We start from the raw sequence: 26984 nt of genomic DNA, 5'->3' as shown, positions 1-26984 counted from the left end.
AGCGTGGGACCGCAGTCCAAATCGAGGGAGTCAGTCCCGTCGGATGTCCTCGTCGGCCAGCTTCGCTGCCGACCTGCCGTGGTCGTGCAGGCCCTGGATCCGCAGCGACCGGGCCTGCTCGAGGTCCGCCTCGTGCTTCTCGGCGGCGGCGTCGGACTTCGTCGTGTCGCGGACCTCGAGGACCAGCCCGCCCTCCACGGCCTCGCCGACACGCAGCTGGCGGGACCGCTCGAGCTCGGCATCGAACTCGGCACCGAGGAGCAGCACGTTGTTGAGGATCCACAACCACAGCAGGAAGACGATGACACCGGCCAGCGAGCCATAGGTGGCGTTGTACGAGCCGAAGTTCGAGACGTAGAAGAAGAAGCCCATCGAGGCGATGATCGCGACGATGATCGCCAGGGCGGCCCCCGGGCTGAGCCAGCGGAAGGGTCGCTGTACGTTCGGCGTCGCGAAGTAGAGCAGGCCGATCATGAAGATCGCCATGAGCAGGATGACCGGCCACTTCGCGAGGTTCCACGTCGTGACCGCGGCCTCCCCGAGACCGATGGTCTCTCCGATGGCGCGCGCCAGCCCGCCGCTGACGGCGATGCCCAGCACGGAGACCGCGGCGAGGAGCAGCAGCACGGCCGTGATGCCCAGCTGGGCGGGGCGCAGCTTGATGAAGCCACGGCCCTCCTCCACGCCGTACACCCTGTTCAGCGCGCGACCGAAGGCGCCGACGTACCCGGACGCCGTCCACAGGGCACCACCGAGACCGACGACGAGTCCGATGCCGGCCGCCGGGGAGTTGACCATCTGGTCCAGCGGCCCGGAGATCGTGTCGATCGCCTTGTCGCCATTGCCCTGGCTGAGCTGGGTGATGACGTCCAGCACGGTCTTCTTCGTCTCCTCCGGCTCACCGACGAGGCCGAGGATGGAGACGAGGGCCAGCATGGCCGGGAAGATCGAGAGCACCGAGAAATAGGTCAGGGACGCCGCGAGGTCCGTGCACCCGTCGCTCGAGAACTCCTTCAGCGCCCGCTTGGCCGCGAAGGCCCAGTGCCGCCGCGGCAGCTTGCGCAGCGGAGCGCGCTCGGGCAGCTCGGAGCTGACTGCGACATCGCCCCCCGTCCGGGGGGTGGGGACCTCAGGTGCCATGGTCGACGGAGACCTCCGTGATCGGGTGCGGCGTTCTGACCCACCCTACGGCGAAGGGGTCTCCCCCGCCGTGTCCGCGCACGGCGAAGGGCCCGCCTCCCCTGACGGGAAAGCGGGCCCTTCGAGATGCTGACCGAGGTCAGCCCGGGATCACTTGATGATCTTGGTGACGCGGCCGGCGCCGACGGTGCGGCCACCCTCGCGGATGTTGAACTGCAGGCCCTCCTCCATGGCGATCGGCTGGATCAGCTCGACCGTCATGTCGGTGTTGTCGCCCGGCATGACCATCTCGGTCCCCTCCGGCAGCGTGACGACGCCGGTGACGTCGGTCGTGCGGAAGTAGAACTGCGGGCGGTAGGAGTCGTAGAACGGCGTGTGACGGCCGCCCTCCTCCTTCGAGAGGATGTAGACCTGACCCTCGAACTGGGTGTGCGGGGTGATCGAACCCGGCTTGCAGACGACCTGGCCGCGCTCGACGTCCTCGCGCTTGGTGCCGCGCAGGAGCAGACCGACGTTCTCTCCGGCCTGGCCCTCGTCGAGGAGCTTGCGGAACATCTCCACGCCCGTGACGGTCGTGGTCTGCTTCTGCTCCTTGATGCCGACGATCTCGACCTCTTCGTTGACCTTGAGCACGCCGCGCTCGATACGGCCGGTGACGACCGTGCCACGACCGGTGATCGTGAAGACGTCCTCGATCGGCATCATGAACGGCTTGTCGAGGTCACGGACCGGCTCCGGCACGTAGCTGTCGACCGCGTCCATGAGCTCCATGATCGAGTTGGACCACTTCTCGTCGCCCTCGAGGGCCTTGAGAGCGGAGACCTTGACGACCGGGACGTCGTCGCCCGGGAACTCGTAGGCGGACAGCAGCTCGCGGACCTCCATCTCGACGAGCTCCATGATCTCCTCGTCCTCGACCATGTCCGACTTGTTGAGCGCGACGACGATGTAGGGGACGCCGACCTGGCGGGCCAGGAGGACGTGCTCCTTCGTCTGCGGCATCGGGCCGTCGGTGGCGGCGACCACGAGGATCGCACCGTCCATCTGGGCCGCGCCGGTGATCATGTTCTTGACGTAGTCAGCGTGACCCGGGCAGTCGACGTGCGCGTAGTGACGGGACTCGGTCTGGTACTCGATGTGCGAGACCGAGATCGTGATGCCGCGCTGCTTCTCCTCCGGCGCCTTGTCGATGGAGTCGAACGGGGAAGCCTCGTTCAACTCCGGGAGCTTGTCGTGGAGCACCTTGGAAATTGCAGCAGTCAGCGTCGTCTTGCCATGGTCGATGTGACCGATGGTGCCGATGTTGACGTGCGGCTTGCTCCGCTCGAACTTTGCCTTCGCCACTGTGTGTCCTCCTCAGGACGTCTTCTTGGTTACGCCTTTGCCCGGCAGGGTGGCGTGGATTGTGATGGGTCGTGCTATCGGGGTGGGGTTGCCGGTAATCCTACCGGTCACTCACCACGAACCTTCTTGATGATCTCCTCGGAGACGGTCTTGGGGACCTCGGCGTACGAGTCGAACTCCATGGAGTAGTTCGCCCGGCCCTGGGTCTTCGACCGCAGGTCGCCGACGTAGCCGAACATCTCCGACAGGGGGACGAGACCGGTGACGACCTTTGCACCGCTGACGTCCTCCATGGACTGGACCTGGCCACGACGCGAGTTGATGTCGCCGATGACGTCGCCCATGTAGTCCTCGGGCGTACGCACCTCGACGCGCATCATCGGCTCCATCAGGACCGGGTCGGCCTTGCGGGCGGCCTCCTTGAAGGCCATGGAGCCCGCGATCTTGAACGCCATCTCCGAGGAGTCGACGTCGTGGAACTGACCGTCGAGCAGCGTCGCCTTGACGCCCACGACAGGGTAGCCGGCGAGGATGCCGTACTGCATGGCGTCCTGGATGCCGGCGTCGACGCTCGGGATGTACTCACGCGGGATGCGACCACCGGTGACGGAGTTCTTGAACTCGTAGAGCTCGCCCTCCTCCGTGGTGTCCAGCGGCTCGAAGGTGATCTGGACCTTCGCGAACTGGCCGGAACCACCGGTCTGCTTCTTGTGCGTGTAGTCGTACTTCTCGACCGTCTTGCGGATGGTCTCGCGGTAGGCGACCTGCGGCTTGCCGATGTTCGCCTCGACCTTGAACTCGCGCTTCATCCGGTCGACGAAGACGTCCAGGTGGAGCTCGCCCATGCCGGCGATGATCGTCTGGCCGGTCTCCTCGTCGAGGGAGACCTGGAAGGTCGGGTCCTCGGCGACGAGCCGCTGGATCGCGCTGCCCAGCTTCTCCTGGTCACCCTTGGTCTTGGGCTCGATGGCCACCTGGATGACCGGCTCCGGGAAGGACATCGACTCGAGGATGACCTGGTCGTTGGCGTCGCTGAGGGTGTCACCCGTGGTGACCTCCTTCAGACCGATGACGGCGTAGATGTGACCCGCCATCGCCTCCTCGACCGGGTTCTCCTTGTTGGCGTGCATCTGGAAGAGCTTCCCGATGCGCTCCTTCTTGCCCTTGGTCGAGTTGACGATCTGCGTGCCCGGGACGATCTTGCCCGAGTAGACGCGGATGAAGGTCAGCGTGCCGAAGAAGGGGTGCGCCGCGATCTTGAACGCGAGCGCGGAGAAGGGCTCCTTGGTGCTGGGCTTGCGCAGGACGACCTCGTCCTCGTTGCCCGGGGCGTGGCCCTCCATCGCCGGCACGTCGAGCGGGCTCGGCAGGTAGTCGCGCACCGCGTCGAGGATCGGCTGGACGCCGCGGTTCTTGAAGGCGGAGCCGCAGAAGATCGGGTAGAGCTGCGAGGTGACGGTCAGGTGGCGGATGCCGGCCTTGAGCTCCTCGTTGGTGAGGTCCTCGCCACCGAGGTACTTCTCCATCAGCTCGTCGTCGGACTCGGCGACGCGCTCGACGAGGTGGTTGCGGTACTCCTCGGCCTTGGCCCGCAGGTCCTCGGGGACCTCCTGGGTCTCGTAGGAGGCACCCAGGGTCACGTCACCCTTGGCGTCGCCCGGCCACACGAGGGCCTTCATCGTGATCAGGTCGACGACACCGACGAAGTCGTTCTCGGCGCCGATCGGCAGCTGCATGACCAGCGGCTCCGCACCGAGGCGGTCCTTGATGGTCTGCACGGTGAAGTAGAAGTCGGCACCGAGCTTGTCCATCTTGTTGACGAAGGCGATGCGGGGGACGTCGTACTTGTCCGCCTGGCGCCACACCGTCTCGGACTGGGGCTCGACGCCCTCCTTGCCGTCGAAGACGGCGACGGCGCCGTCGAGGACGCGCAGCGAGCGCTCCACCTCGACGGTGAAGTCGACGTGGCCGGGGGTGTCGATGATGTTGATCTGGGTGTCGTCCCAGAAGGAGGTGACCGCGGCGGAGGTGATCGTGATGCCGCGCTCCTTCTCCTGCTCCATCCAGTCGGTGGTGGAGGCACCGTCGTGGGTCTCACCGAGCTTGTGGTTGACCCCGGTGTAGAAGAGGATGCGCTCAGTCGTCGTCGTCTTGCCGGCGTCGATGTGCGCCATGATGCCGATGTTTCGGACCTTGGTCAGGTCCGTCAGGACGTCCTGTGCCACTCGTTATCTCATCTCGCTCGTTGCGGTCGTGTCTGCCCGGGTCGGGCGGGTCTTTACTGCCCGGATCGGGCGGGTGGGTCGGGGCCGGCGGTGGAGCCGGCCCCGACCTGCTGTCACCAGCGGTAGTGCGCGAAGGCCTTGTTGGACTCGGCCATCTTGTGCGTGTCCTCGCGACGCTTCACCGCGGCACCGAGGCCGTTGCTCGCGTCGAGGATCTCGTTCATGAGGCGCTCGGTCATCGTCTTCTCCCGACGCTGACGCGAGTAGCCGACGAGCCAGCGCAGCGACAGGGTCGTGGCGCGACCGGGCTTGACCTCGATCGGGACCTGGTAGGTCGCACCACCGACGCGGCGGGACTTGACCTCCAGGGAGGGCTTGACGTTGTCCAGGGCGCGCTTGAGCGTCTGGACAGGATCGGTGCCGGTCTTCTCACGGCAGCCCTCGAGGGCGTCGTAGACGATGGCCTCGGCGATGGACTTCTTGCCGTCGACGAGGATCTTGTTGACCAGCTGGGTCACCAGCGGGGACTGGTAGACCGGGTCGATGACGAGCGGGCGCTTGGGAGCGGGACCCTTGCGAGGCATTACTTCTTCTCCTTCTTGGCGCCGTAACGGCTGCGGGCCTGCTGACGACCCTTGACGCCCTGGGTGTCGAGCGAACCGCGAACGATCTTGTAACGGACACCGGGGAGGTCCTTCACACGACCACCACGCACGAGCACGATCGAGTGCTCCTGCAGGTTGTGGCCGACGCCCGGGATGTAGGCCGTGACCTCGATGCCGCTCGTGAGGCGCACGCGGGCGACCTTGCGAAGGGCAGAGTTCGGCTTCTTCGGGGTGGTGGTGTAGACGCGCGTGCAGACACCACGACGCTGCGGCGAGCCCTTGAGGGCCGGCGTCGCATTCTTCGTCGTCTTGTCATGCCGGCCCTTGCGCACCAGCTGGTTGATGGTAGGCAACCTGTTGTCTCCGTAAGTTCGGTGATGTTGTCTGCGTCTGCCTGGTCGAGGACCCGGTCGACGCTCCTTGGATGCCGTCCCCGACCCCCGCACTCGGGTGTGTCCTGGACGGTGCTCCCCCCTGCACTCCCCGCCACGGACCAGTGGAGGTTCGTGGCAGGACGCCCGGCGAGAGGTTCGAGACCGACCATCTTCGGCCGTCCTCATGCGCGTCACGACGCGGTCGTACCACGCACGCGGATCAACGATACCGGGGCGTGGAAAGCCTCACAAATCCGAACCCCCGGAGGCTCACGGCCCTGGCGGGCCTGCGCCCCCGGGATCCCCCCGAATCCCACCCTCGATCGACGATCCCTACAGGCGCTCGAAGGCCGTCGCGTAGCGGAACGGCCCGGCCAGCTCCGGTCGCCAGGCGCGCAACGTCAAGGCCTGGAAGTACTGGTCGTCCCACGGCCCCGGGGAGGCGATCCCGTGCCGTGACGCGGGGACGAAGCCGAAGAACCCGTAGTACGCCGGGTCCCCCAGCAGCACGATCACCGGCTCGGCGAGGCGCTCGGCACTGGCCACGACCGACATGAGCAGAGCGGCCCCGATCCCCTGCTGCTGGTGCCCGGGCAGCACCGCGATGGGCCCCAGCCCCACCGAGGGCGCCTCACCGAGGGTGGCGCGGCTGCACACGACGTGTCCGACGACCTCGCCCTCGAGCTCGGCGACGAAGGTCAGCTCCTCGATGACCGAGCCGTCCGCTCGCAACCCGCGGACCAGCTCGCGCTCGAGCGACTCCCTTCGCCCCTCCGGGACGCCGAAGGCCACGTCGTGGAGCTGCAGGGTGGGTGCCCCGTCGTCCGGGTGCTCCCGGCGGATGACCAGGTCGTCGCGCATCAGTACCGGTCCGTGATCCACTCGCTGTTGCCGCTGAAGAAGGCGACGAGGAAGAACGCCGCGACGGCGAGCAGCACGACCGAGATGATCCCCGCGTCCGTGCGCGAGCGGCGGGCGAAGGTCGCCGCGGCGGCACCGGCGAGGACGAGGGCGAGCAGCTTGCTCAGACCACCCGGCTTCAGCAGCAGGGCCACCGCGCCCACGGCGAGGACGCTGCCCAGGGCCCAGCGGGCCGCGGTCGCCCGCAGCGTCATGGGCTTGTCGTCGGAGTCCGGCACGGGCTCCATCCTCTCATCGTCACCGGGCGCGTCCACGACGAAGGGGACCGGTCACCGCAGCGGTGACCGGCCCCCTTCGTGTGTGGTGGTACTCAGCCCTTGGCAGCGGACTTGAGGGCGCTGCCGGCGGACAGCTTGGCGGCGTAGCCACCCGGGATCGTCATCTCCTCGCCGGTCTGCGGGTTGCGGCCCTTGCGCTCCGCGCGCTCGACGCGCTCGAGGCTGAAGAAGCCGGGAACCGTCACCTTCTCACCCTTCGCGACGGACTCGGACAGGACCGCCTGGAGGGCGGTGATGACCTCGGAGGCCGAGGACGCGGACACGCCGGCCTTCTCGGCGACGGCGCTGGCGAGCTCAGACTTGTTCATGTGGTTCTCCATCTGTGAAGTTCGTGGTCTCGAACAGAGTCCAATCAACCACGAACGCGGTCCCGACGTCGACTTCGCGGACGGCGTGTTTCCCTTGATTTTCCGGCGATCCTGGGCGAAAGACCCGCCGTGGTGACCTCATTCGTCACACCAGCACCACCGGACGCGAAGGGGGGCCGGTCACCTGCACGGTGACCGGCCCCCCTTCCTTCGAGACGCGTGGCTCAGACGTCCAGGTCGAGGTCGTCGAGGCGGATCGCCTCGCCGGACCCCGGACCGAAGACCGGGTAGGCGTACTCGTCGTAGTTCGGCAGCGAGTACATCGCGGCCTTGGCCTCCTCGGTGGGCTCGACGTCCACGTTGCGGTAGCGGGGCAGCCCCGTACCGGCCGGGATGAGCTTACCGAGGATGACGTTCTCCTTCAGGCCCAGCAACGGGTCCGAACGACCCTCCATCGCGGCCTCGGTGAGGACGCGGGTCGTCTCCTGGAAGGAGGCGGCGGAGAGCCAGGAGTCCGTGGCCAGCGAGGCCTTGGTGATACCCATCAGCTCCGGACGACCCGAGGCCGGGCGACCGCCCTCGGAGACGACGCGACGGTTCTGCGTCTCGAACTGCGCCCGCTCGGCGAGCATGCCCGGGAGCAGACCGGTGTCACCCGACTCGAGGATCGTGATCCGGCGCAGCATCTGCCGGACGATGACCTCGATGTGCTTGTCGTGGATCGAGACACCCTGCTGGCGGTAGACGTTCTGGACCTCGTCGACCAGGTGCTTCTGCGCGTGGCGCGGGCCGAGGATGCGCAGGACCTGCTTCGGGTCGATGGCGCCCTGGACCAGCTGGGTACCGACCGGCACGCGCTGACCGTCCTCGACGAGCAGGCGCGAACGCTTGGTCACCGGGTAGGCGTGCTCCTCGCCGTCGCGGTCCGCGACGAGCAGGATGCGCCGACCCTTGTCGGTCTCCTCGATGGTCACCCGGCCGTCGGCCTCCGCGATCGGCGCGACGCCCTTGGGCGTGCGGGCCTCGAAGAGCTCGACGACGCGCGGCAGACCCTGCGTGATGTCGTCACCGGCCACACCACCGGTGTGGAAGGTGCGCATCGTCAGCTGGGTGCCGGGCTCACCGATCGACTGCGCCGCGACGATGCCGACGGCCTCGCCGATGTCGACGAGCTGCCCCGTGGCCAGCGAACGCCCGTAGCACTTGGCGCAGGTGCCGACCTTGGAGTCGCAGGTGAGGACCGAGCGGATCTTGACCTCGTCGACACCTGCCGCGTAGAGGCGGTCGATGACGACGTCACCGAGGTCCGAGCCGGCCTCGGCCATGACGGTGCCCTCGTGCTCCACGTCCGTGGCGACGCACCGGCCGTAGGCGGTGAACTCGACGTCGTCGTGGAGACGACGCGTGCCGGTCAGCTCGTCGAACTGCGCGATCGGCATGGCCAGGCCACGCGAGGTGCCGCAGTCCTCCTCACGCACGATGACGTCCTGGGAGACGTCGACGAGACGTCGGGTCAGGTACCCCGAGTCGGCCGTGCGCAGGGCGGTGTCGGCCAGACCCTTGCGGGCGCCGTGCGTGGAGATGAAGAACTCGACCACCGACAGGCCCTCACGGAAGTTCGTGCGGATCGGTCGGGGGATGATCTCGCCCTTCGGGTTGGCCATGAGGCCACGCATACCGGCGATCTGACGCAGCTGGAACCAGTTGCCTCGGGCACCCGAGGAGACCATCCGGTAGATCGGGTTGTCCGTCGGGAAGTTGCCCTGCATCTCGGCGGCGACCTCGTTCGTCGCCTGGGTCCAGATCTCGATCTGCTCCTGACGACGCTCGTCGTCGGTGATCAGACCGCGCTCATACTGCTTCTGGACCTTGGTCGCCTTCTCCTCGTAGATCGCGAGGATCTCCGGCTTGCGCTCGGGCGTGACGACGTCGGAGACGGCCACGGTCGTGCCGGAGCGGGAGGCCCAGTAGAAGCCGGCCTCCTTGAGGGCGTCGAGCGACGCGGCAACCTGCACCTTGGAGTAGCGCTCGGCGAGGTTGTTGACGATCGTCGACAGCTGCTTCTTGTCGACCGGCTCGTTGACGTAGGGGTAGTCCACCGGGAGCGTCGCGTTGAAGAGCGCGCGTCCCAGGGTCGTCTCCGTGGTCCACGTGGCCAGCTGACCGGCCTCGTTCGGCTCGGCACCCTCGGGCAGCTCGACACCGGGCGTCGGCACGATGTCCTCCAGGCGGATCCGGATCGGGCTCCCGACCTTGATCTCCCCGGCGTCCAGGGCCATCTGGGCCTCGGCGGTCGAGGTGAAGGACCGCAGGTGCTCACCCTCGCGCGCCACCTCGGAGGTGAGGTGGAACAAGCCGATGACCATGTCCTGGGTCGGCATGGTGACGGGGCGGCCGTCGGCCGGCTTGAGGATGTTGTTGCTCGAGAGCATCAGGATCCGCGCCTCGGCCTGGGCCTCCGCGCTCAGCGGGAGGTGGACGGCCATCTGGTCACCGTCGAAGTCCGCGTTGAAGGCGGTGCACACGAGCGGGTGGATCTGGATGGCCTTGCCCTCTACCAGCTGCGGCTCGAAGGCCTGGATGCCCAGACGGTGCAGCGTGGGCGCACGGTTGAGCATGACCGGGTGCTCGGTGATGACCTCTTCGAGGACGTCCCACACGACCGAGCGCTGACGCTCGACCATGCGCTTGGCCGACTTGATGTTCTGGGCGTGGTCGAGGTCGACCAGCCGCTTCATCACGAAGGGCTTGAACAGCTCCAGCGCCATCGCCTTGGGCAGACCGCACTGGTGCAGCTTCAGCTGCGGGCCGACGACGATGACCGAGCGGCCGGAGTAGTCGACGCGCTTGCCCAGGAGGTTCTGGCGGAAGCGCCCCTGCTTGCCCTTGAGCATGTCGGACAGGGACTTCAGCGGCCGGTTGCCCGGACCGGTGACCGCACGACCGCGACGACCGTTGTCGAAGAGGTTGTCGACGGACTCCTGCAGCATCCGCTTCTCGTTGTTGACGATGATCTCGGGCGCGCCGAGGTCGAGAAGTCGCTTGAGGCGGTTGTTGCGGTTGATGACGCGGCGGTACAGGTCGTTCAGGTCCGAGGTGGCGAAGCGGCCACCGTCGAGCTGGACCATCGGACGCAGGTCCGGCGGGATGACCGGGACGGCGTCCAGGACCATGCCGGCCGGCTTGTTGTCCGTGGTCTGGAAGGCGGTGACGACCTTGAGGCGCTTGAGGGCGCGGGTCTTCTTCTGGCCCTTGCCGGTCGCGATGATCTCGCGCAGCTTCTCGGCCTCGGCGTCCAGGTCGAAGGACTCCAGACGCTTCTGGAGCGCCGCGGCGCCCATGCCACCCTCGAAGTACAGACCGAAGCGGTCACGCATCTCGCGGTAGAGCATCTCGTCGCCCTCGAGGTCCTGGACCTTGAGGTTCTTGAACCGGTCCCAGACCTGGCTGAGGCGCTCGACCTGCTGGTCGGCGCGCTTGCGGATCTGGTTCATCTCGCGCTCGGCGGAGTCGCGGACCTTGCGCTTGGCGTCGGACTTGGCGCCCTCGGCCTCCAGGTCGGCGACGTCCTTCTCGAGCTTCTGCGCACGCTTCTCCACGTCCGCGTCGCGACGGTTCTCCAGCTCCTTCTTCTCGGCCTCGATCTGGGCCTCGAGCGAGGGCAGGTCCGTGTGGCGCTGCTCCTCGTCGACGCTGGTGATCATGTACGCCGCGAAGTAGATGACCTTCTCCAGGTCCTTCGGGGCGAGGTCGAGCAGGTAGCCCAGGCGCGACGGGACACCCTTGAAGTACCAGATGTGGGTGACCGGGGCGGCGAGCTCGATGTGGCCCATGCGCTCACGGCGCACGCCGGCGCGAGTGACCTCGACGCCGCACCGCTCGCAGATGATGCCCTTGAAGCGCACCCGCTTGTACTTGCCGCAGGAGCACTCCCAGTCCCGGGTGGGGCCGAAGATGCGCTCGCAGAAGAGGCCTTCCTTCTCCGGCTTCAGGGTGCGGTAGTTGATGGTCTCGGGCTTCTTGACCTCGCCGTGGCTCCAGGCGCGGATGTCCTCCGCAGTGGCGAGGCCGATGCGCAACTCGTCGAAGAAGTTGACGTCCAGCACTATGTGCTTCCTTACTCTCGTTCTCTCGAGGATGGCTCTCGATAAGTTCTGTTCCCGATGGGCCGACCGGGCCGGCCAGGCGGGTATTTCGAGGGGAGTCCGGGGGGCTTCCGGCCCGCAGGGGCCGGAAGCCTCCGGATGCTAGACCTCTTCGACGCTGCTCGGCTCGCGCCGGGACAGGTCGATGCCGAGCTCTTCGGCGGCGCGGAAGACGTCGTCCTCGTTGTCGCGCATCTCGATGGTGCCGCCCTCGGAGTTGAGCACCTCCACGTTCAGGCAGAGGGACTGCATCTCCTTGATGAGCACCTTGAAGGACTCGGGGATGCCGGGCTCGGGGATGTTGTCCCCCTTGACGATGGCCTCGTAGACCTTGACGCGACCGGTCACGTCGTCGGACTTGATCGTCAGCAGCTCCTGCAGGGCGTAGGAGGCGCCGTAGGCCTCGAGGGCCCACACCTCCATCTCGCCGAAGCGCTGGCCACCGAACTGGGCCTTACCGCCCAGGGGCTGCTGGGTGATCATCGAGTACGGACCCGTGCTGCGCGCGTGGATCTTGTCGTCCACGAGGTGGTGCAGCTTGAGGATGTACATGTAGCCCACGGACACCGGGTCCTCGTAGGGCTCACCGGTTCGGCCGTCGAAGAGGTGGGCCTTGCCGGAGGCACCGATGAGCCGGTCACCGTCGCGGGTCGGCAGCGTCGAGTCGAGGAGACCGGTGATCTCCTCCTCCTCGGCACCGTCGAAGACCGGGCTGGCGACGCGGGTGTTCGGCGGTGCCTGGCGCGCGTCCTGCGGGATCATCTCGGCCCACTCGGGGTTGCCGGCGATCTCCCAGCCGCGGCTGGCCGCCCAGCCGAGGTGCAGCTCGAGGATCTGGCCGATGTTCATGCGGCCGGGGACACCCAGCGGGTTGAGCACGACGTCGACCGGCGTGCCGTCCTCGAGGAAGGGCATGTCCTCGACCGGGAGGATCTTGGAGATGACGCCCTTGTTGCCGTGGCGGCCGGCGAGCTTGTCACCGTCGGTGATCTTGCGCTTGTTGGCCACGTAGACGCGGACCAGCTGGTTGACGCCCGGGGGCAGCTCGTCGCCCTCGTCCTTGTCGAAGACCTTGACGCCGATGACCGTGCCGGTCTCGCCGTGCGGGACCTTCATCGAGGTGTCGCGGACCTCGCGCGCCTTCTCACCGAAGATCGCGCGCAGCAGGCGCTCCTCCGGGGTCAGCTCGGTCTCGCCCTTCGGGGTGACCTTGCCGACGAGGAGGTCGCCGTCGCGGACCTCGGCACCGATGCGGATGATGCCGCGCTCGTCGAGGTCGGCGAGGACGTCGTCGGAGACGTTCGGGATGTCCCGGGTGATCTCCTCCGGACCGAGCTTGGTGTCGCGGGCGTCGACCTCGTGCTCCTCGATGTGGATCGAGGAGAGGACGTCGTCCTGGACCAGGCGCTGGCTGAGGATGATGGCGTCCTCGTAGTTGTAGCCCTCCCACGGCATGAACGCCACGAGCAGGTTACGACCCAGGGCCATCTCGCCACCGTCGGTCGCGGGACCGTCGGCGATCAGCTGGCCGGCCTCGAGGTGGTCACCCTCGGCGACCATGACGCGCTGGTTGTAGCTGTTCCCCTGGTTGGACCGGGAGAACTTCATCATCTTGTAGGTCCGGCTGCCGCCGTCGTCCTGGAGGACGGTCACGAGGTCGGCGGAGACCTCGGTGACGACACCGGCCTTGTCGGCGCGGACCACGTCACCGGAGTCGAGCGCGGCCCGGTGCTCCATGCCGGTCCCGACGAAGGGGGCCTCGGCCTGGACGAGCGGCACGGCCTGACGCTGCATGTTCGCGCCCATGAGGGCACGGTTGGCGTCGTCGTGCTCGAGGAAGGGGATCATCGCCGTCGCGGCAGAGACCATCTGCTGCGGCGAGACGTCCATGTAGTCGATGTCCTCGGCCGGGACCTGGTCGACCTCACCGCCGCGGGTGCGGGCGAGCACCCGCTCCTCGCGGAAGTGGCCGTCGTCCTGCAGGACGGCGTTCGCCTGGGCGACGACGACCTTGTCCTCCTCGTCCGCGGAGATGTAGACGATCTCGTCGGTGACGCGACCCTCCACGACCTTGCGGTAGGGGGTCTCGATGAAGCCGAAGGCGTTGATCCGCCCGTAGCTCGCGAGCGAGCCGATGAGACCGATGTTCGGCCCCTCGGGGGTCTCGATCGGGCACATGCGGCCGTAGTGCGAGGTGTGGACGTCACGGACCTCCATCTGGGCGCGGTCGCGGCTGATGCCGCCCGGGCCCAGCGCCGAGAGGCGACGCTTGTGCGTCAGGCCCGACAGCGGGTTGTTCTGGTCCATGAACTGCGACAGCTGGCTGGTGCCGAAGAACTCCTTGATGGAGGCGACGACCGGCCGGATGTTGATCAGGGTCTGCGGCGTGATCGCCTCGACGTCCTGGGTGGTCATCCGCTCACGGACGACGCGCTCCATCCGGGACAGACCCGTGCGGATCTGGTTCTGGATGAGCTCGCCGACACTGCGCAGGCGACGGTTGCCGAAGTGGTCGATGTCGTCGACCTCGACCGGCACCTCGACGCTCTCGCCGTCACGCACACCCGGGAGGGTGGGCTGGTCGGCGTGCAGGGCGACGAGGTACTTCAGCGTCGCGACGACGTCCTCGAGCGTGAGCACGGACTCGCTGAGCCCGACCTCGCGCCCGAGCTTGCGGTTCATCTTGTAGCGACCGACCTTGGCCAGGTCGTAGCGCTTGTGGTTGAAGTAGAGGTTGTCGAGCAGGTTCTGCGCGGCCTCACGGGTGGGCGGCTCGCCCGGGCGCAGCTTGCGGTACATGTCCAGCAGCGCGGCGTCCTGGTCCTCGACCGTGTCCTTCTCCAGCGTCGCCCGGATGGACTCGAAGTCACCGAACTCCTCGAGGATCTCCGAGGAGGTCATGCCCAGGGCCTTGAGCAGGACCGTGACCGACTGCTTGCGCTTGCGGTCGACGCGCACGCCGACCATGTCGCGCTTGTCGACCTCGAACTCGAGCCAGGCACCGCGGCTGGGGATGACCTTGGCCGAGTAGATGTCCTTGTCGGAGGTCTTGTCCGGGGTGCTCTCGAAGTAGACGCCCGGGCTGCGCACGAGCTGCGAGACGACGACGCGCTCGGTGCCGTTGATGATGAAGGTGCCGCGGTCGGTCATGAGCGGGAAGTCACCCATGAAGACCGTCTGGCTCTTGATCTCGCCGGTCTCGGCGTTCATGAACTCGGCGGTGACGAAGAGCGGGGCCGAGTAGGTCTGGTCGCGCTCCTTGCAGTCATCGACGGAGTACTTGGGCTCCTCGAAGCGGCTCTCCCGGAAGGAGAGGCTCATCGAGCCGGAGAAGTCCTCGATCGGCGAGATCTCCTCGAAGATCTCCTCCAGGCCCGAGCGCTCGGGCACGTCGCGGCGCCCGGCCTCGATGGCTTCGGCGACACGCTCCTGCCACTTCTCGTTGCCGAGGAGCCAGTCAAAGCTCTCGGTCTGCAGCGCAAGGAGATCGGGGACTTCGAGGGGCTCGCGGATCTTCGCGAAGGACAGACGGCCACTGGCAGTCTGTGCGGTGGACATCGGGGAAGCGGTGCGCGAGGCAGCCAAGGATGGATCCTTCCACGGGCCGAGAGAGTCGGGCGACGGTGCACAGCCACCAGTCACGACCTCGATCGACCGCTCCACACACCTCAGCGCTGAGGGGATTCGAGCGATCCGACGGGGGCCACGACAAGAGAAGGGCAGCGCAAAGCGACAGTCTAGATGCACAAGTGCACGGGTGTCCAACCCGGTCGAGCCGACGGCTCGAGGGTGGTCCACGGCGCCGAGCGCGCTGGAGGCGCTCCGCCGGATGATTCGACGCCATGAGAATGGACGACGACGAAGGCGACGTCAAGGGACACCTGCGGCGGGTCGCGACCGCGATCAGGGGCCCGGCCCCCTTCGCCCTCCGCCTAGGGTGGCACCCATGACCCCCCGTGCCGCTCTCCGACGACCTCGCAGAGCAAGCGCCCGCCGCTGGGTGCGACGGACCGCCGGCGCCGCCCTCGGCACCCAGCTGTTCACGGCCGCAGGGCTGCTCGCCCTCGACAGCATCCGCCGCCGCGGCCGTCCCGAGCGCGAGTTCCCGCGCGCTCCCGCCCGGGCACTGCCCGTGCCGGGAGGCGAGGTGCGGGTCTACACCTACGGCGAGGACCTCTTCGAGGACATGCTCGCCGACATCGACGCCGCGCAGGAACGCGTCTACTTCGAGACCTTCATCTGGAAGGGCGACGAGGTCGGCGGCCGCTTCCGCGATGCGCTGGTCGCCGCCCACGAGCGCGGCGTCGAGGTGTACGTCGTCTTCGACGAGTTCGCCAACCTCGTCGTCCCGCGTTCCTTCTACGCCTCCCTGCCCGACGGCATCCACGTCCTGCGCCATCCCCTGGTCTCCGGGGGGCCGGCCTTCTTCATGCCGCACAACTGGGGCCGCAACCACCGCAAGCTGCTCGTCGTCGACGACGAGGCCGCCTACGTCGGCGGGTACAACATCGGTGGCCTCTACGCCACGAAGTGGCGCGACACCCACGCCCGCTTCGCCGGCGAGATCGTCGTCGAGCTCGAGAACGCCTTCGTCGACTACTGGAACGAGCAGGGCGGCAAGCCCCTCCTCCCCCAGCCCCGCCGGCGCACGTGGAGTCGCACGACACGCGTGCACCGCAACGTCCCGGTCGACTACGTCTACCCGATCCGCAACATGTACCTCGAGGCGATCGACCGCGCCCAGGACCGCATCTACCTGACGCAGGCCTACTTCATCCCCGACACCGCCTTCACCCGCAGCCTCGTCAACGCGGCCCGCCGCGGCGTGGACGTGCGCATCATCGTGCCGCACTACAGCAACCACATCGTCGCCGACTGGCTCTCCCGAGTGGGGTACCACAAGCTGCTCCGGGCGGGTGTGCGCCTGCTGCGCTTCGAGAACGCCATGGTCCATGCGAAGACCGCCACGATCGACGGGGTGTGGTCGACGATCGGCACCGCCAACATCGACCGTCTCTCCCTCGCCGGCAACTTCGAGGTCAACATGGAGGTCCTCGATGCCTCGGTCGCCGAGCACCTGGAGCGGGTCTTCGCGCTGGACTCCGGCAACTGCACCGAGCTGACCCTGGAGGAGTGGACGGAGCGCCCGCTGATCAACCGGGTGACCGAGGGGATCCTCTCCCCCTGGCGACCCCTTCTCTAGGGCGTACGCGCGAAGGGCGGGTCGCACCGTGGTGCGACCCGCCCTTCGGCAGATCCGTGGTTCCCCGTCACAGACGGGGAGGGATCACTTGAGCTCGACGGTGGCGCCGGCGCCCTCGAGGGCCTCCTTGGCCTTCTCGGCGGCCTCCTTGTCGACCTTCTCCACAACGGCCTTGGGAGCGCCGTCGACGAGGTCCTTGGCCTCCTTGAGGCCGAGGCTGGTGAGCGCGCGGACCTCCTTGATGACCTGGATCTTCTTGTCGCCGGCCGACGCGAGGATGACGTCGAACTCGCTCTGCTCCTCGGCCTCGGCGCCGGCGTCGCCGCCGCCGGCCGCCGGGGCGGCACCCGCAACGGCAACCGGGGCCGCGGCGGTGACCTCGAAGGTCTCCTCGAACTGCTTGACGAACTCGGAGAGCTCGATCAGGGTCATCTCCTTGAAGGCCTCAAGGAGCTCGTCGGTGCTGAGCTTCGCCATGATGGGCGTCCTTTCTGCTGAGTTTTCCGCCGTGAGTGGCGTGATGTGGTTGGGCTCGAGGCGTCTGCCTCAGGCCTCGTCGCCACCCTCGGGGGTGGATTCGGTGGCAGGCGCGGCCTCGTCGGCCCATGCCTGCGGCCCCTGCTCCTCGACCTTCTGGCGCAGCGCGTCGACGACCCGAGCGGTCTGCGAGAGCGGTGCGTTGAAGAGCTGGGCTGCCTGGGTGAGCTGGGCCTTCATGGCGCCAGCAAGCTTGCCCAGGAGCACCTCGCGCGACTCGAGCTGCGCGAGCTGGTTGATCTGCTCCGGCGAGAGCGGGTTCCCGTCAAAGATCCCGCCCTTGATCACCAGGAGGGGGTGCTCCTTGGCGAAGTCACGCAGACCCTTTGCGGCCTCGACGGGGTCGCCCTCGACGAAGGCGATCGCGTTCGGGCCGACGAGCTGGCCCTCGAAGGCGGACTCGACGCCCGCCTCCTTGGCAGCGCGCGCGGTCAGCGTGTTCTTCACCACGGAGTAGGTGGCGTTGCCACGGAGGTTCTTGCGCAGCTCGGCGAGCTGGTCCACGGTCAGACCGCGGTACTCCGTGAGAACGGCCGCACCGGAGCTGCGGAACTTCTCCGTCAGCTCGGCGATGGCGGCGTCCTTCTGAGCGTTCGCCATGCGGGCCTCCCTTCTCGTGTGGTGCCACCGGGTCGGGCCCGGAACAAGAGAAGAGCCCCGGCACAGGGCACGGGGCTCGAGGGCGCACACGCATGGCGTGGCTCGCGAATCGTGGCCTGCGCTGGTCGCCCGCTCTCGGCGGAACCTTCAGCCACTCCTGCAAGCAGGTGCGGCAACCGGCGGTCAGTGGTCGAGGACAACGATAGGGGCCGCCGCCCCGCTGGTCAAAACGGGTCCGGCGGCCCCGACGTGTCAGCTCGAGGGCGAGGAACCGGGACCGGCGGAACCGCCGCCCTGGCTCGGCACCTTCAGCGTGCCCACCTTCTCCTTCGGTGGGGCCTCGATGGTGACGTCGTCACCCCAACCCGAGTATGCGACGTCCAGGGTGGCGTCCCCGGCCTTCGTCGTGGCCTTGACGGGGAGGTCGTCCTCGTCGACCACGAGCGTCGTCGTCGTCTTCTGGGCCTGCTGGGCGGCCATGGCGGCCCCCTGCTCGTTGCCGGCGTCCTTGGCCTGCTGCTCGAGCACCTTGCCCATCTCCTTCTTCGACAGGGCGATCTCGTAGGTGACCTTGCCGTCCTCGACCTTCGCCACCTTCGCATCCACGTCGTCCGCACCGCCGATCGCCGTGAGCGGATCGCTCAGGTCGGCCATGGCCTCCATCGAGCCGGCGAGCTGCTGGTCCTGCGGGTTCTTGCTCTCCGGGTCGGCCTTGATCCAGGTCTTGCCCTTCTGCGTGACCTCGGGCGAGGGCGCCTTGAGGTAGTGCAGCCCGTCGACCACCCGGACGTCGACGGGCTGCTCCCCCGTCGTGCCGGTGATGCTCGCCGCCTCGTTCTTCCCTAGCTCGAAGTCCCCCTTGAGGTCCACGTTGGTGGACGTCGCCTTCATCGAACCGGTCCCGGCGCCCTCCATCGCGGCGTTCACGTCCTTGCTGAGCGCGTCCAGCGTGACGCTGTCGCCCTCGCTGACGTCAGTGCCGGAGCCGGAACCGCACCCTGCCAGTGCGATGAGCGTGGCCGCGCCGAGGGTGGTCGCGGTCGTCGTCGTCTTCATCGTCGGATCGTCCTTTTCGTCGCGGATGGCCGCTGGGCGGCCGTACGCCGTCAGTGTGGACACCGCCGCTGGGCGGAACCTGACCGCCGCGTGCACGCCGCGTGCACAAGCGGGTGGACACGGCGAAGGGGCGCCGGTCCCGCAATCGGGACCGGCGCCCCCTTCGTCAGGGGTGGTGCTGGCTCACTCGGCGGCAGCCGACTCCAGGATCACCGGCGCGGACTCCTCGAGGAGGTCCTTGGTGCGCGAGGCGTCGAGCAGGATGCCCGGGCCCATCGTCGTGCTCAGGGTCGCCTTGGCGATGTAGCGGCCCTTGGCGGCCGAGGGCTTGAGCCGCAGGATCTCCTCGAACGCGGTCTGGTAGTTCTCCACCAGCGCCTTCTCGTCGAAGCTCGCCTTGCCGATGATGAAGTGCAGGTTGGCGTGCTTGTCGTTGCGGAACTCGATCTTGCCGCCCTTGATGTCGGAGACGGCCTTGGCCGTGTCCATCGTGACGGTGCCGGTCTTCGGGTTCGGCATCAGGCCACGGGGGCCCAGGACCTTGCCGAGACGACCGACCTTGCCCATGAGGTCCGGGGTGGCGACGACGGCGTCGAAGTCCATCCATCCGCCCTGGATCTTCTCGAGCATGTCGTCGGAACCGACGTGGTCGGCTCCGGCCTCACGAGCGGCCTCGGCCTTGTCGCCGGTGGCGAAGACGAGGACGCGAGCGGTCTTGCCCGTGCCGTGGGGGAGGTTGACCGTGCCGCGGACCATCTGGTCGGCCTTGCGGGGGTCGATGCCGAGACGGAAGACGACCTCGACGGTCTCGTCGTACGAGGTGCGTGCGGTCTCCTTGGCGAGGCGGACGGCCTCGAGGGGAGCGTAGACGGCGTCGTCGTTGATCTTCTCTGCTGCGGCGCGGTACGCCTTGCTGCGCTTCATGGTGCTCCTTGGTGGTGATGGAGGTGTGGTCGGGGCCAGCGCGGGCCCTCCCACGGGGTGATCTGTGGTGCTCAGACCTCGGTCTGTTGGTCGCTCTTCCTCGGCGTTCCGAGCCTCACTCGCTGGCGCTCGCTCGGATTCTCACCGCCGTCGTCAGAGCTCCGTCTCAATACCCATCTGACGAGCAGTCCCCGCGATGGTCTTCATCGCGGCGTCCATGTCGTGGGCGTTGAGGTCGGGCATCTTGGTCTCGGCGATCTCGCGGACCTGGTCCTTGGTGAGCTTGCCGACCTTGGTCTTGTGCGGCTCGCCGGAGGCCTTCTTGACGCCCGCGGCCTTCTTGATCAGCTCGGCGGCCGGCGGGGTCTTCGTGATGAAGGAGAAGGACCGGTCCTCGTAGACCGTGATCTCGACCGGGATGACGTTGCCGCGCATGTCCGCCGTGGCGTCGTTGTACGCCTTGACGAACTCCATGATGTTGACGCCGTGCTGACCCAGCGCCGGACCGACCGGCGGGGCCGGCGTGGCCGCGCCCGCCTGGATCTGGAGCTTGATGTAGCCGGAGACCTTCTTCTTGGGAGGCATGCGGTGTTCCTACTTTCGTCGGGTGGGCCCACGCCATGGGCGATGACCCGGTTGCAATGGATTCCTGACCGTCCGGGGGTGTCCCCCGGGGATCAGAGCTTGGCCACCTGGTTGAAGCCGAGCTCGACCGGGGTCTCCCGGCCGAAGATGGAGACGAGGACCTTCAGCTTCTGGGCCTCGGGAAGGATCTCGGAGATCGTCGCCGGCATGGTCTCGAAGGGACCCTCCATGACGGTGACGGACTCGCCGACCTCGAAGTCGACGTCGATGGGAGCCGAGGCCGACTGGCCGCCCTTGGCCGGGGCGGAGGCGGCCGCGGCGGCAGGCTTGTCGAGGTCGGCGGGCTTGAGCATGGTGAAGACCTCGTCGAGGCCCAGCGGCACCGGGTTGTGGGCGTTGCCGACGAAGCCGGTGACGCCGGGCGTGTGCCGGACGGCGCCCCACGACTCGTCGGTGAGGTCCATGCGCACGAGGCAGTAGCCGGGCATGCGCGGCTGCTTGCGCGTCTTCTTCTGGCCGTTCTTGATCTCGGTGACCTCGTCGATGGTCACGGCGACCTCGAAGATGTAGTCCTCCATGTCGAGGTTCGCGATGCGCGTCTCGAGGTTGTGCTTCACGCGGTTCTCGTAGCCCGCGTACGTGTGGATGACGTACCAGTCACCCCACCGCTCGGCGAGGTCGTCCTTGAAGGCCTGGACGGGGTCCTCGGTGTCCTCGGGAAGCAGGTCGCCGTCCTCGTCCTCGGATACCGGCGCGGCGGTCTCGGGCTCGTCGACCTCCGAGTCGTCGGACCCGGTCGCGTCGGTCTCAGAAACGTCGTCGGCGCCGGCCGGCTCGGAGGCCTCCTCGAGGGACTCCTCGGCGGCGCGGGCGTCGTCCGCCTCCTGCGCGGTGGGCAGGTCAGCCGGGGGCTGAGCGGCTCGCTCGGCCTGCTCGGCAGCGATCGCGCTCGAGCCCTCGGTCTCCTGGGGATCGGGGGTCTGAGCTGGGTCGGACATGACCTGTTTTCCTCACTTCGACTTCGAACGACGGCGCTCGGGGGCGCCCGGTAGTACGGCGTGTACCGGCGGCCTCAGCCGCCGAAGACCCAGAGCACGGCCCGGGTGAACACCGCATCCAGGCCCGAGATGTAGGCCATCATCACCACCACGAAGACGATGAGCACCAACGTGTAGTTGACCAGCTCCGAGCGCGTCGGCCGGACGACCTTGCGCAGCTCGTCGAGGACCTGGGCGACGAAGAGTCCGATCGAGCCGAAGAACCGTGAAACCGGGTTGCCGCCCTTCTGGCCGCGCCGCGCGTTGGTCGGCTGCGCTCCGAGCTGGCTCACGTCAATCTCTTCTCGTCCGGGTTCCGTCGTGCTCCGCACGCAGACATGTCGCGCGGCGCCCACCGTGGTGATGCACACCTGCGGGTGTTGCGAGTCGTGCAACGCAGGGCAGGAGGGACTCGAACCCCCAACCGCCGGTTTTGGAGACCGGTGCTCTACCAATTGAGCCACTGCCCTTCGGACCGCCACGGTTGGGGCGGCGGTCCGCGGAGCCTTCGGGTCGACGTCACCACGTGCGGGCACGACGGATAGTCTGACCGAAGTCAACCGAGGAACAACTGTACGTCACCGAACACCCGCACCGCGAACTCGGCGGAAGTGGAAGACTGTCGGCGTGACTTCCGCGAATGCTGAGCGCCCCCTGCCCGACCTGTCCGCCGAGGAGCTCGACGCCCTCGCCGGGAGCCTGCGTGAGGCCCACGCCGCCCAGGCAGCGAAGGGGGTGACGCTGGACGTGACCCGTGGCAAGCCGAGCGCGGCGCAGCTGGACCTCGCCGACGACATGCTCTCGCTCCCCCGGTCGACGAAGGACCGCGCCGGCACCGACGTGCGCAACTACGGGGGGCTGAGCGGCCTCGTCGAGCTGCGCGAGATCTTCGCCGAGCTGCTCGATGTCGACGTCGACCAGCTCATCGCCGGCGGCAACTCCTCCCTGACGATGATGCGCGACGTCCTGGTCGACCTGCTCCTCTTCGGTGCGATCGACTCCCCGCGCCCGTGGTCGCAGGAGGAGAAGATCACCTTCATCTGCCCGGTGCCCGGCTATGACCGCCACTTCGCGCTGCTCGAGGACCTCGGCATCGAGATGGTCACCGTCCCGATGACCCAGGACGGCCCGGACGTCGACGAGGTCGCCCGGATCGCCGCCTCCGACCCCTCGGTCAAGGGCATGTGGATCGTGCCCACCTACGCCAACCCCACCGGCGCGACGTGCACCCAGGAGGTCGCCAGTCGCCTGGTCGCCATGGAGACGGCCGCCCCCGACTTCAAGATCCTCTGGGACAACGCCTACGCGATCCACCACCTCACCGAGGACGAGACCAAGAGCGCCGACGTGCTGTCGCTGGCCTCCTCCGCCGGCAACCCGCACCGCGCGGTGCTGTTCGCCTCCACCTCCAAGGTCACCTGGGCCGGCGCGGGCGTGGCCTTCCTCGCCTCCTCGGTCGAGCAGGTGAAGTGGTACCTCGCGCACCTCGGCAAGGGGTCCATCGGCCCGGACAAGGTCAACCAGCTGCGGCACGTCGAGTTCTTCGGCGACGCCGACGGCGTGCGGGCGCACATGGCCAAGCACCGAGAGATCCTCGCGCCGAAGTTCGCCGAGGTCGACCGGGTGCTCTCCGAGCGCCTGGATGGTCGCGGGGTGGCCACGTGGAACACCCCCGCCGGCGGTTACTTCGTCAACCTCGACGTCCTGCCCGGCACCGCCTCGCGGGTCGTGGAGCTGGCCAAGGAGGCCGGGCTCTCGCTCACGCCGGCGGGCGCATCCTTCCCCTACGGTGAGGATCCTGACGACACCAACATCCGACTGGCCCCGACGATGCCGCCGATGGAGGAGCTGACCGAGGCGATGGAGACCGTCGCCACCTGCGTGCTCCTCGCGGCGACGGAGAAGCTCACCGCACGCGACTAGAAGGAGTTCCTCATGCCCGAGCCCGAGAACCTCGACACCGACCTCACGAGCTACAGCCTCGACGACGAGGACCAGCTCCAGCCGGAGGACACCCTCACCGGCTCGGGTGAGCCGGGCGAGGACGCGCTCGACTCCGGGTACTCACCCCCGGACTCCGCTCGGGGTTCGTACGCCCACGGCGTGACCGCCGGGGAGCAGGGCGACGAGGAGACGATCGACGAGCGCATCAAGCAGGAGGTCCCCGACCCGCACTCGGCCTACGGCGCCCCGGACAACGAGTCCGGGCTCGACCGCGAGCGGTCGGGCGGGGACGACCGGGACTCGATCGACGCCGACGACGACTGGCTCGGCGACGCCCAGATCGGGGATCAGCGCGCCGGACGCCTCGTGGGGCCGGACCAGGGCGGGGGCGACGACGACGAGTCCCAGTCCTGGGCCACCGACGCCGGGGTCGACGGCGGCGCGGCCTCTGCCGAGGAGGCCGCGGTCCACGTCATCGACGGCGACTCGACGGACCCCGGGGACCGCAGCTGAGCACCACGGGTCGGGATCTGCGGGCGCTGCCCAAGGCCCACCTGCACCTCCACTTCACCGGCTCGATGCGCGTCGAGTCGGTCCGCGACCTCGCCGCGCAGCAGGAGGTGCGCCTGCCGCACGTGCTCTACGAGGGCTACCCTCCCCAGCTGTCCGCGGCGGACGAGCGCGGGTGGTTCCGCTTCCAGCGCCTCTACGACTCGGCCAGGCACGTCGTGCGCGGCGAGGAGGCCATGCGCAGGGTGGTGCGCGAGGCCGCCCTCGACGACGGGGCCGAGGGCTCCCGCTGGCTGGAGATCCAGGTCGACCCGACCTCCTACGCCCCCTTCGTCGGCGGCATCACCCCCGCGATGGAGATCGTCCTCGACGAGGTCGCGTCGGTGAACGCGACCGCCGGGGCGACCGGCTCGGCCCGCGTCGGGGTCCTCATGGCGGCCAGCCGTACCCGGCACCAACTCGAGGCCCGCACCATCGCGCGCCTGGCCAAGAGGATGGCCGGTCCCGGGGGCGTGCTCGGCTTCGGGCTGTCCAACGACGAGCGAAGGGGGGACACGACCGACTTCGCGAAGGCCTTCCGCATCGCGGAGGACGCCGGGCTGCTGCTCGTGCCCCACGGCGGGGAGCTGCTCGGGGCCGACGCGGTCGCCGAGACCCTCGAGGCACTGCGTCCCCACCGTCTCGGGCACGGTGTGCGCAGCGTGGAGGACCCGCGGGTGCTGGCAGCCGTCGTCGAGGCGGGTGTGGCCCTGGAGGTCTGCCCCGGCTCCAACGTCTCGCTGGGCGTCTACGACGACCTGGCGGAGGTGCCGCTGCGCACGCTCATCGACGCCGGCGCGACGATCGCCCTCGGCGCCGACGACCCGCTGCTCTTCGACTCCCGCCTGCTCGACCAGTACGAGACCGCCCGCGCGGTCCACGGCCTCGACGACGCCCGGATCGCGGAGCTGGCCCGCAGCTCCTTCCGCGCCAGCGCGGCCCCGGCCGAGCTGGTGGCCACGGCGATGGCCGACATCGACGCGTGGCTGGCGGCGCCCCCACTCGCAGGAGCCTAAGCAGTTGCGGAGTAGCGGCGCCCCCACTTGCAGGAGCCTAAGCAGCTGCGAAGTAGCGGGGCCCCCACTTGCAGGAGCCTAAGCAGTTGCGGAGTAGCGGCGCCCCCACTTGCAGGAGCCTAAGCAGTTGCGGAGTAGCGGCGCCCCCACTCGCAGGAGCCTAAGCAGTTGCGAAGTGGCAGGCTCAGAGCGAGTGGCCGACAAAGACGGGCTCGTTGACGAGGGTGACCCCGAAGGCATCCCGCACGCCGTCGCGCACCTCGCGGGCCAGCGCGGCGATGTCCGCGGCGGTGGCGTCCCCGCGGTTGGTGACCGCAAGGGTGTGCTTCGTCGACAGCGCGGCCGGGCCGGGCATCGCGTAGCCCTTGGCGAAGCCCGCCTTGTCGATCAACCAGGCGGCACTGGTCTTGCTCCGTCCCTCGCCCGCGGCGAAGGTCGGCGGCACCGGACCGTCGGGCCCGAGCCGCTCGGCGGCACGCGCCAGGAGCGCGTCCATCTCCTCGGTCGGCAGGATCGGGTTGGTGAAGAACGAGCCACAGCTCCACGTGTCGTGGTCGGCGGCGTCGAGGACCATGCCGCGCTTGCGGCGCTGGGCGAGGACCGCCTCGCGGGCGTCGGCCAGCGGTACCCGCTCGCCCTGCTCCACGCCGAGGTGGGCGGCCAGGTCGGCGTACGCGATCGGCGCGGACAGGTCACCGAGGGCGAGCCGGAAGGTCACCTCGAGCACGACGTAGCGGCCGGTCTGCTTGAAGATCGAGTTGCGGTAGGTGAAGCCGCACTCGGCGCCGGTGAAGGTGCGCTCGCGCATCTCCTCGCGGTCCCACGTGACGACGCGGGAGATCGTCTGCGCGACCTCCTGGCCGTAGGCGCCGACGTTCTGCACCGGGGTGGCGCCGGTCAGGCCGGGGATCCCCGAGAGCGCCTCGATGCCGGACCAGCCCTCGGCGACGGCCCGGGCGACGACCTCGTCCCAGACCTCACCGGCGGCGACGGTCACCTCGACGGTGCCGTCGTCGGCGGGGGCCGCGCGGACCCCATTCGTCGCGATGCGCACGACGGTGCCGTCGAAGCCCCCGTCCGCGATGACGAGGTTGGACCCGCCCGAGACGAGCAGAAGGGGGGTCCCCGCCTCGTCCGTCGACCGCACCGCCTCGACGACCTCCTCGGCGGTCTTCGCGGTGACCAGGTGGGCGGCCGGGCCACCCACGCGCATGGTCGTCAGCGGCGCCAGCGGGGCGCCGGGCTCGCTCGTGGCCATCAGTCGAGCTGGACGGTCGCCCGGCAGCGGCCGAGGACCTTCTCGCCCGAGCTGGTCACGGCCAGCTCCACGACGGCCTGCTTGGTGTCGGCGTCGAGGGACTTCACGGTGCCGGTGACCTCGAGGCTCGCCCCGCCGTCGTGGGGGACGACGACGGGCTTGGTGAAGCGGGTGCCGTAGTCGAGCACCCGGCCCGCGTCGCCGACCCAGTCGGTGACGAGCTGGACGGCCGCCCCCATCGTCCACATGCCGTGGGCGATGACGTCGGGCAGGCCGACGGCCTGCGCGGTGCGCTCGTCCCAGTGGATGACGTTGCGGTCGCCGGAGGCGCCGGCGTAGTGGATCAGGTGGGCCCGGGTCACCGGGATGGTGCGGCTGGGCAGGCTCTCGCCCTCGGTGACCTCGTCGAAGCGGCGCACGGTGTGTGTCGTCATGGTCACTCCCCTCCCCTGATGACGATCGTCGACAGGCTCGTCGAGACCGGCTGCTCGTCGGCGTCGACGATCTCGCTGCGCATGGTCACCATCTGGTGGCCGCCGGCGGCGCGGATGGAGTCGATGTGCAGGATGCCGCGCAGCTCGTCACCGGCGACGATCGGACGGTGGTGGGTGAAGCGCTGCTCACCGTGCACGACGCGGGTGTAGTCGACGCCGGCCTCGGGGTCGGCGACGAACTGCCGGTCGGTGCGCTGCGCTGGGATGACCGCGAAGGTCGGCGGCGCCACGAGGTCCGCGTACCCGGCCTCCCGGGCCGCCTCGAGGTCGTGGTGGACCGGGTCGGTCGCGCCCACGGCCTCGGCGAAGTCGCGGATGTGCTCGCGGCCCACGGCGAAGGGTGGAGTGGGCGGATAGCTGCGCCCCTGGAAGTCCTCGTTCACGGCCATGCCGGTCAGTCTAGGTGCCGTCGTGGGGGTGTGACGCGGGAGTCCGGAAGGG

Annotated in this window: 24 protein-coding genes and 1 tRNA gene; 4 read left to right on the top strand and 21 right to left on the bottom strand. The window is 68.6% G+C overall.

What is annotated here, in order from left to right:
• Positions 1-30: 30 nt before the first annotated feature.
• The 10 genes from PVE36_RS02895 to rpoB all read right to left on the bottom strand — a co-directional run bounded on the left by PVE36_RS02895 (position 31) and on the right by rpoB (position 14925).
• Positions 31-1140 (bottom strand): YihY/virulence factor BrkB family protein, encoded by a 1110-nt coding sequence (locus PVE36_RS02895; protein WP_277454451.1) that lies wholly within the window; start codon positions 1138-1140, stop codon positions 31-33.
• A gap of 150 nt (positions 1141-1290) precedes the next feature.
• Positions 1291-2484 (bottom strand): elongation factor Tu, encoded by a 1194-nt coding sequence (tuf, locus tag PVE36_RS02890; protein ID WP_277454449.1) that lies wholly within the window; start codon positions 2482-2484, stop codon positions 1291-1293.
• A 107-nt stretch (positions 2485-2591) separates the two neighbouring features.
• A complete protein-coding gene (fusA, locus tag PVE36_RS02885) occupies positions 2592-4709 on the bottom strand; it encodes an elongation factor G (protein WP_277454448.1) in 2118 nt (705 codons plus the stop codon).
• A 113-nt stretch (positions 4710-4822) separates the two neighbouring features.
• Complete coding sequence (gene rpsG / locus PVE36_RS02880) at positions 4823-5293, bottom strand: 30S ribosomal protein S7 (protein WP_277239277.1); 471 nt, start codon at positions 5291-5293, stop codon at positions 4823-4825.
• A complete protein-coding gene (gene rpsL, locus PVE36_RS02875) occupies positions 5293-5667 on the bottom strand; it encodes a 30S ribosomal protein S12 (RefSeq protein WP_185990544.1) in 375 nt (124 codons plus the stop codon). Before rpsL ends, rpsG begins: the two co-directional genes overlap by 1 nt.
• Positions 5668-6021: 354 nt before the next feature.
• Entirely contained in the window at positions 6022-6549 is a 528-nt protein-coding gene (locus PVE36_RS02870) for an N-acetyltransferase (RefSeq protein WP_277454447.1), read from the bottom strand.
• Complete coding sequence (locus PVE36_RS02865; protein ID WP_277454446.1) at positions 6549-6836, bottom strand: hypothetical protein; 288 nt, start codon at positions 6834-6836, stop codon at positions 6549-6551. The genes PVE36_RS02870 and PVE36_RS02865 overlap by 1 nt, the downstream gene beginning before the upstream one ends.
• Before the next feature lie 83 nt (positions 6837-6919).
• Positions 6920-7195, bottom strand: coding sequence for an HU family DNA-binding protein (locus tag PVE36_RS02860; RefSeq protein WP_277239273.1), 276 nt, complete (start codon positions 7193-7195; stop codon positions 6920-6922).
• A 224-nt stretch (positions 7196-7419) separates the two neighbouring features.
• Complete coding sequence (locus tag PVE36_RS02855) at positions 7420-11301, bottom strand: DNA-directed RNA polymerase subunit beta' (RefSeq protein ID WP_277454443.1); 3882 nt, start codon at positions 11299-11301, stop codon at positions 7420-7422.
• Positions 11302-11442: 141 nt separating this feature from the next.
• Positions 11443-14925 carry a DNA-directed RNA polymerase subunit beta gene (gene rpoB, locus PVE36_RS02850; protein ID WP_277454442.1) on the bottom strand — a complete coding sequence of 1161 codons (3483 nt, stop codon included), beginning with the start codon at positions 14923-14925 and terminating at the stop codon, positions 11443-11445.
• A gap of 361 nt (positions 14926-15286) precedes the next feature.
• On the opposite strand from rpoB, the gene PVE36_RS02845 reads away from it, so the two are divergent.
• Positions 15287-16543: a phospholipase D-like domain-containing protein gene (locus tag PVE36_RS02845; RefSeq protein ID WP_277454441.1), complete on the top strand. Its 1257-nt coding sequence runs from the start codon at positions 15287-15289 to the stop codon at positions 16541-16543.
• 84 nt (positions 16544-16627) lie between these two features.
• Here the strand turns inward: PVE36_RS02845 and rplL are convergent, their stop codons facing one another.
• From rplL to PVE36_RS02805, 8 genes are all read right to left on the bottom strand, one after another.
• A complete protein-coding gene (rplL, locus tag PVE36_RS02840) occupies positions 16628-17020 on the bottom strand; it encodes a 50S ribosomal protein L7/L12 (protein WP_277454440.1) in 393 nt (130 codons plus the stop codon).
• Between the two features lie 69 nt (positions 17021-17089).
• Positions 17090-17680 carry a 50S ribosomal protein L10 gene (rplJ, locus tag PVE36_RS02835; RefSeq protein WP_277454439.1) on the bottom strand — a complete coding sequence of 197 codons (591 nt, stop codon included), beginning with the start codon at positions 17678-17680 and terminating at the stop codon, positions 17090-17092.
• A gap of 252 nt (positions 17681-17932) precedes the next feature.
• On the bottom strand, positions 17933-18736 hold the full coding sequence (locus PVE36_RS02830) for a hypothetical protein (RefSeq protein WP_277454438.1): 804 nt from the start codon (positions 18734-18736) through the stop codon (positions 17933-17935).
• 183 nt (positions 18737-18919) lie between these two features.
• Positions 18920-19660 (bottom strand): 50S ribosomal protein L1, encoded by a 741-nt coding sequence (gene rplA, locus PVE36_RS02825; protein WP_277454436.1) that lies wholly within the window; start codon positions 19658-19660, stop codon positions 18920-18922.
• A gap of 153 nt (positions 19661-19813) precedes the next feature.
• The gene (rplK, locus tag PVE36_RS02820; protein ID WP_277454435.1) at positions 19814-20245 is read right to left on the bottom strand and encodes a 50S ribosomal protein L11; all 432 of its coding nucleotides are present in this window, start codon (positions 20243-20245) and stop codon (positions 19814-19816) included.
• Positions 20246-20337: 92 nt separating this feature from the next.
• Positions 20338-21243: a transcription termination/antitermination protein NusG gene (nusG, locus tag PVE36_RS02815; RefSeq protein WP_277454433.1), complete on the bottom strand. Its 906-nt coding sequence runs from the start codon at positions 21241-21243 to the stop codon at positions 20338-20340.
• A 74-nt stretch (positions 21244-21317) separates the two neighbouring features.
• On the bottom strand, positions 21318-21575 hold the full coding sequence (secE, locus tag PVE36_RS02810) for a preprotein translocase subunit SecE (protein WP_277239255.1): 258 nt from the start codon (positions 21573-21575) through the stop codon (positions 21318-21320).
• A gap of 104 nt (positions 21576-21679) precedes the next feature.
• Positions 21680-21752 (bottom strand) — tRNA-Trp (locus tag PVE36_RS02805).
• Between the two features lie 157 nt (positions 21753-21909).
• On the opposite strand from PVE36_RS02805, the gene PVE36_RS02800 reads away from it, so the two are divergent.
• From PVE36_RS02800 to PVE36_RS02790, 3 genes are read left to right on the top strand one after another with little or no spacing between them, the layout of a single operon-like run.
• On the top strand, positions 21910-23205 hold the full coding sequence (locus tag PVE36_RS02800; RefSeq protein WP_277454430.1) for an aminotransferase: 1296 nt from the start codon (positions 21910-21912) through the stop codon (positions 23203-23205).
• A gap of 12 nt (positions 23206-23217) precedes the next feature.
• Positions 23218-23739 carry a DUF5709 domain-containing protein gene (locus PVE36_RS02795; protein WP_277454429.1) on the top strand — a complete coding sequence of 174 codons (522 nt, stop codon included), beginning with the start codon at positions 23218-23220 and terminating at the stop codon, positions 23737-23739.
• On the top strand, positions 23736-24791 hold the full coding sequence (locus tag PVE36_RS02790; RefSeq protein WP_277455742.1) for an adenosine deaminase: 1056 nt from the start codon (positions 23736-23738) through the stop codon (positions 24789-24791). The genes PVE36_RS02795 and PVE36_RS02790 overlap by 4 nt, the downstream gene beginning before the upstream one ends.
• A 184-nt stretch (positions 24792-24975) precedes the next feature.
• Here PVE36_RS02790 and PVE36_RS02785 read toward each other — a convergent pair whose 3' ends face one another.
• Genes PVE36_RS02785 through PVE36_RS02775 form a run of 3 tightly spaced genes read right to left on the bottom strand, consistent with a single transcriptional unit; the run spans position 24976 to position 26932 of the window.
• Positions 24976-26049 carry a UDP-N-acetylmuramate dehydrogenase gene (locus tag PVE36_RS02785; RefSeq protein ID WP_277454428.1) on the bottom strand — a complete coding sequence of 358 codons (1074 nt, stop codon included), beginning with the start codon at positions 26047-26049 and terminating at the stop codon, positions 24976-24978.
• Positions 26049-26483 (bottom strand): MaoC family dehydratase, encoded by a 435-nt coding sequence (locus tag PVE36_RS02780; RefSeq protein WP_277454427.1) that lies wholly within the window; start codon positions 26481-26483, stop codon positions 26049-26051. The genes PVE36_RS02785 and PVE36_RS02780 overlap by 1 nt, the downstream gene beginning before the upstream one ends.
• A 2-nt stretch (positions 26484-26485) precedes the next feature.
• Complete coding sequence (locus PVE36_RS02775) at positions 26486-26932, bottom strand: MaoC family dehydratase N-terminal domain-containing protein (protein WP_277454426.1); 447 nt, start codon at positions 26930-26932, stop codon at positions 26486-26488.
• Positions 26933-26984: the final 52 nt, after the last annotated feature.

The organism is Janibacter sp. DB-40 (genome assembly GCF_029510815.1).
Lineage (GTDB): Bacteria > Actinomycetota > Actinomycetes > Actinomycetales > Dermatophilaceae > Janibacter.
This window is presented reverse-complemented; position numbering and strand designations above follow the sequence as displayed.

Bases quoted from the DNA above. Each gene is read 5' to 3' on its own strand.
- PVE36_RS02895 (WP_277454451.1), bottom strand. From the start codon at position 1,140: ATGGCACCTGAGGTCCCCACCCCCCGGACGGGGGGCGATGTCGCAGTC.
- rpsG (WP_277239277.1), bottom strand. From the start codon at position 5,293: ATGCCTCGCAAGGGTCCCGCTCCCAAGCGCCCGCTCGTCATCGACCCG.
- PVE36_RS02870 (WP_277454447.1), bottom strand. From the start codon at position 6,549: ATGCGCGACGACCTGGTCATCCGCCGGGAGCACCCGGACGACGGGGCA.
- PVE36_RS02865 (WP_277454446.1), bottom strand. From the start codon at position 6,836: ATGGAGCCCGTGCCGGACTCCGACGACAAGCCCATGACGCTGCGGGCG.
- PVE36_RS02860 (WP_277239273.1), bottom strand. From the start codon at position 7,195: ATGAACAAGTCTGAGCTCGCCAGCGCCGTCGCCGAGAAGGCCGGCGTG.
- PVE36_RS02845 (WP_277454441.1), top strand. From the start codon at position 15,287: ATGACCCCCCGTGCCGCTCTCCGACGACCTCGCAGAGCAAGCGCCCGC.
- rplL (WP_277454440.1), bottom strand. From the start codon at position 17,020: ATGGCGAAGCTCAGCACCGACGAGCTCCTTGAGGCCTTCAAGGAGATG.
- rplJ (WP_277454439.1), bottom strand. From the start codon at position 17,680: ATGGCGAACGCTCAGAAGGACGCCGCCATCGCCGAGCTGACGGAGAAG.
- PVE36_RS02830 (WP_277454438.1), bottom strand. From the start codon at position 18,736: ATGAAGACGACGACGACCGCGACCACCCTCGGCGCGGCCACGCTCATC.
- rplA (WP_277454436.1), bottom strand. From the start codon at position 19,660: ATGAAGCGCAGCAAGGCGTACCGCGCCGCAGCAGAGAAGATCAACGAC.
- rplK (WP_277454435.1), bottom strand. From the start codon at position 20,245: ATGCCTCCCAAGAAGAAGGTCTCCGGCTACATCAAGCTCCAGATCCAG.
- nusG (WP_277454433.1), bottom strand. From the start codon at position 21,243: ATGTCCGACCCAGCTCAGACCCCCGATCCCCAGGAGACCGAGGGCTCG.
- PVE36_RS02795 (WP_277454429.1), top strand. From the start codon at position 23,218: ATGCCCGAGCCCGAGAACCTCGACACCGACCTCACGAGCTACAGCCTC.
- PVE36_RS02785 (WP_277454428.1), bottom strand. From the start codon at position 26,049: ATGGCCACGAGCGAGCCCGGCGCCCCGCTGGCGCCGCTGACGACCATG.
- PVE36_RS02780 (WP_277454427.1), bottom strand. From the start codon at position 26,483: ATGACGACACACACCGTGCGCCGCTTCGACGAGGTCACCGAGGGCGAG.
- PVE36_RS02775 (WP_277454426.1), bottom strand. From the start codon at position 26,932: ATGGCCGTGAACGAGGACTTCCAGGGGCGCAGCTATCCGCCCACTCCA.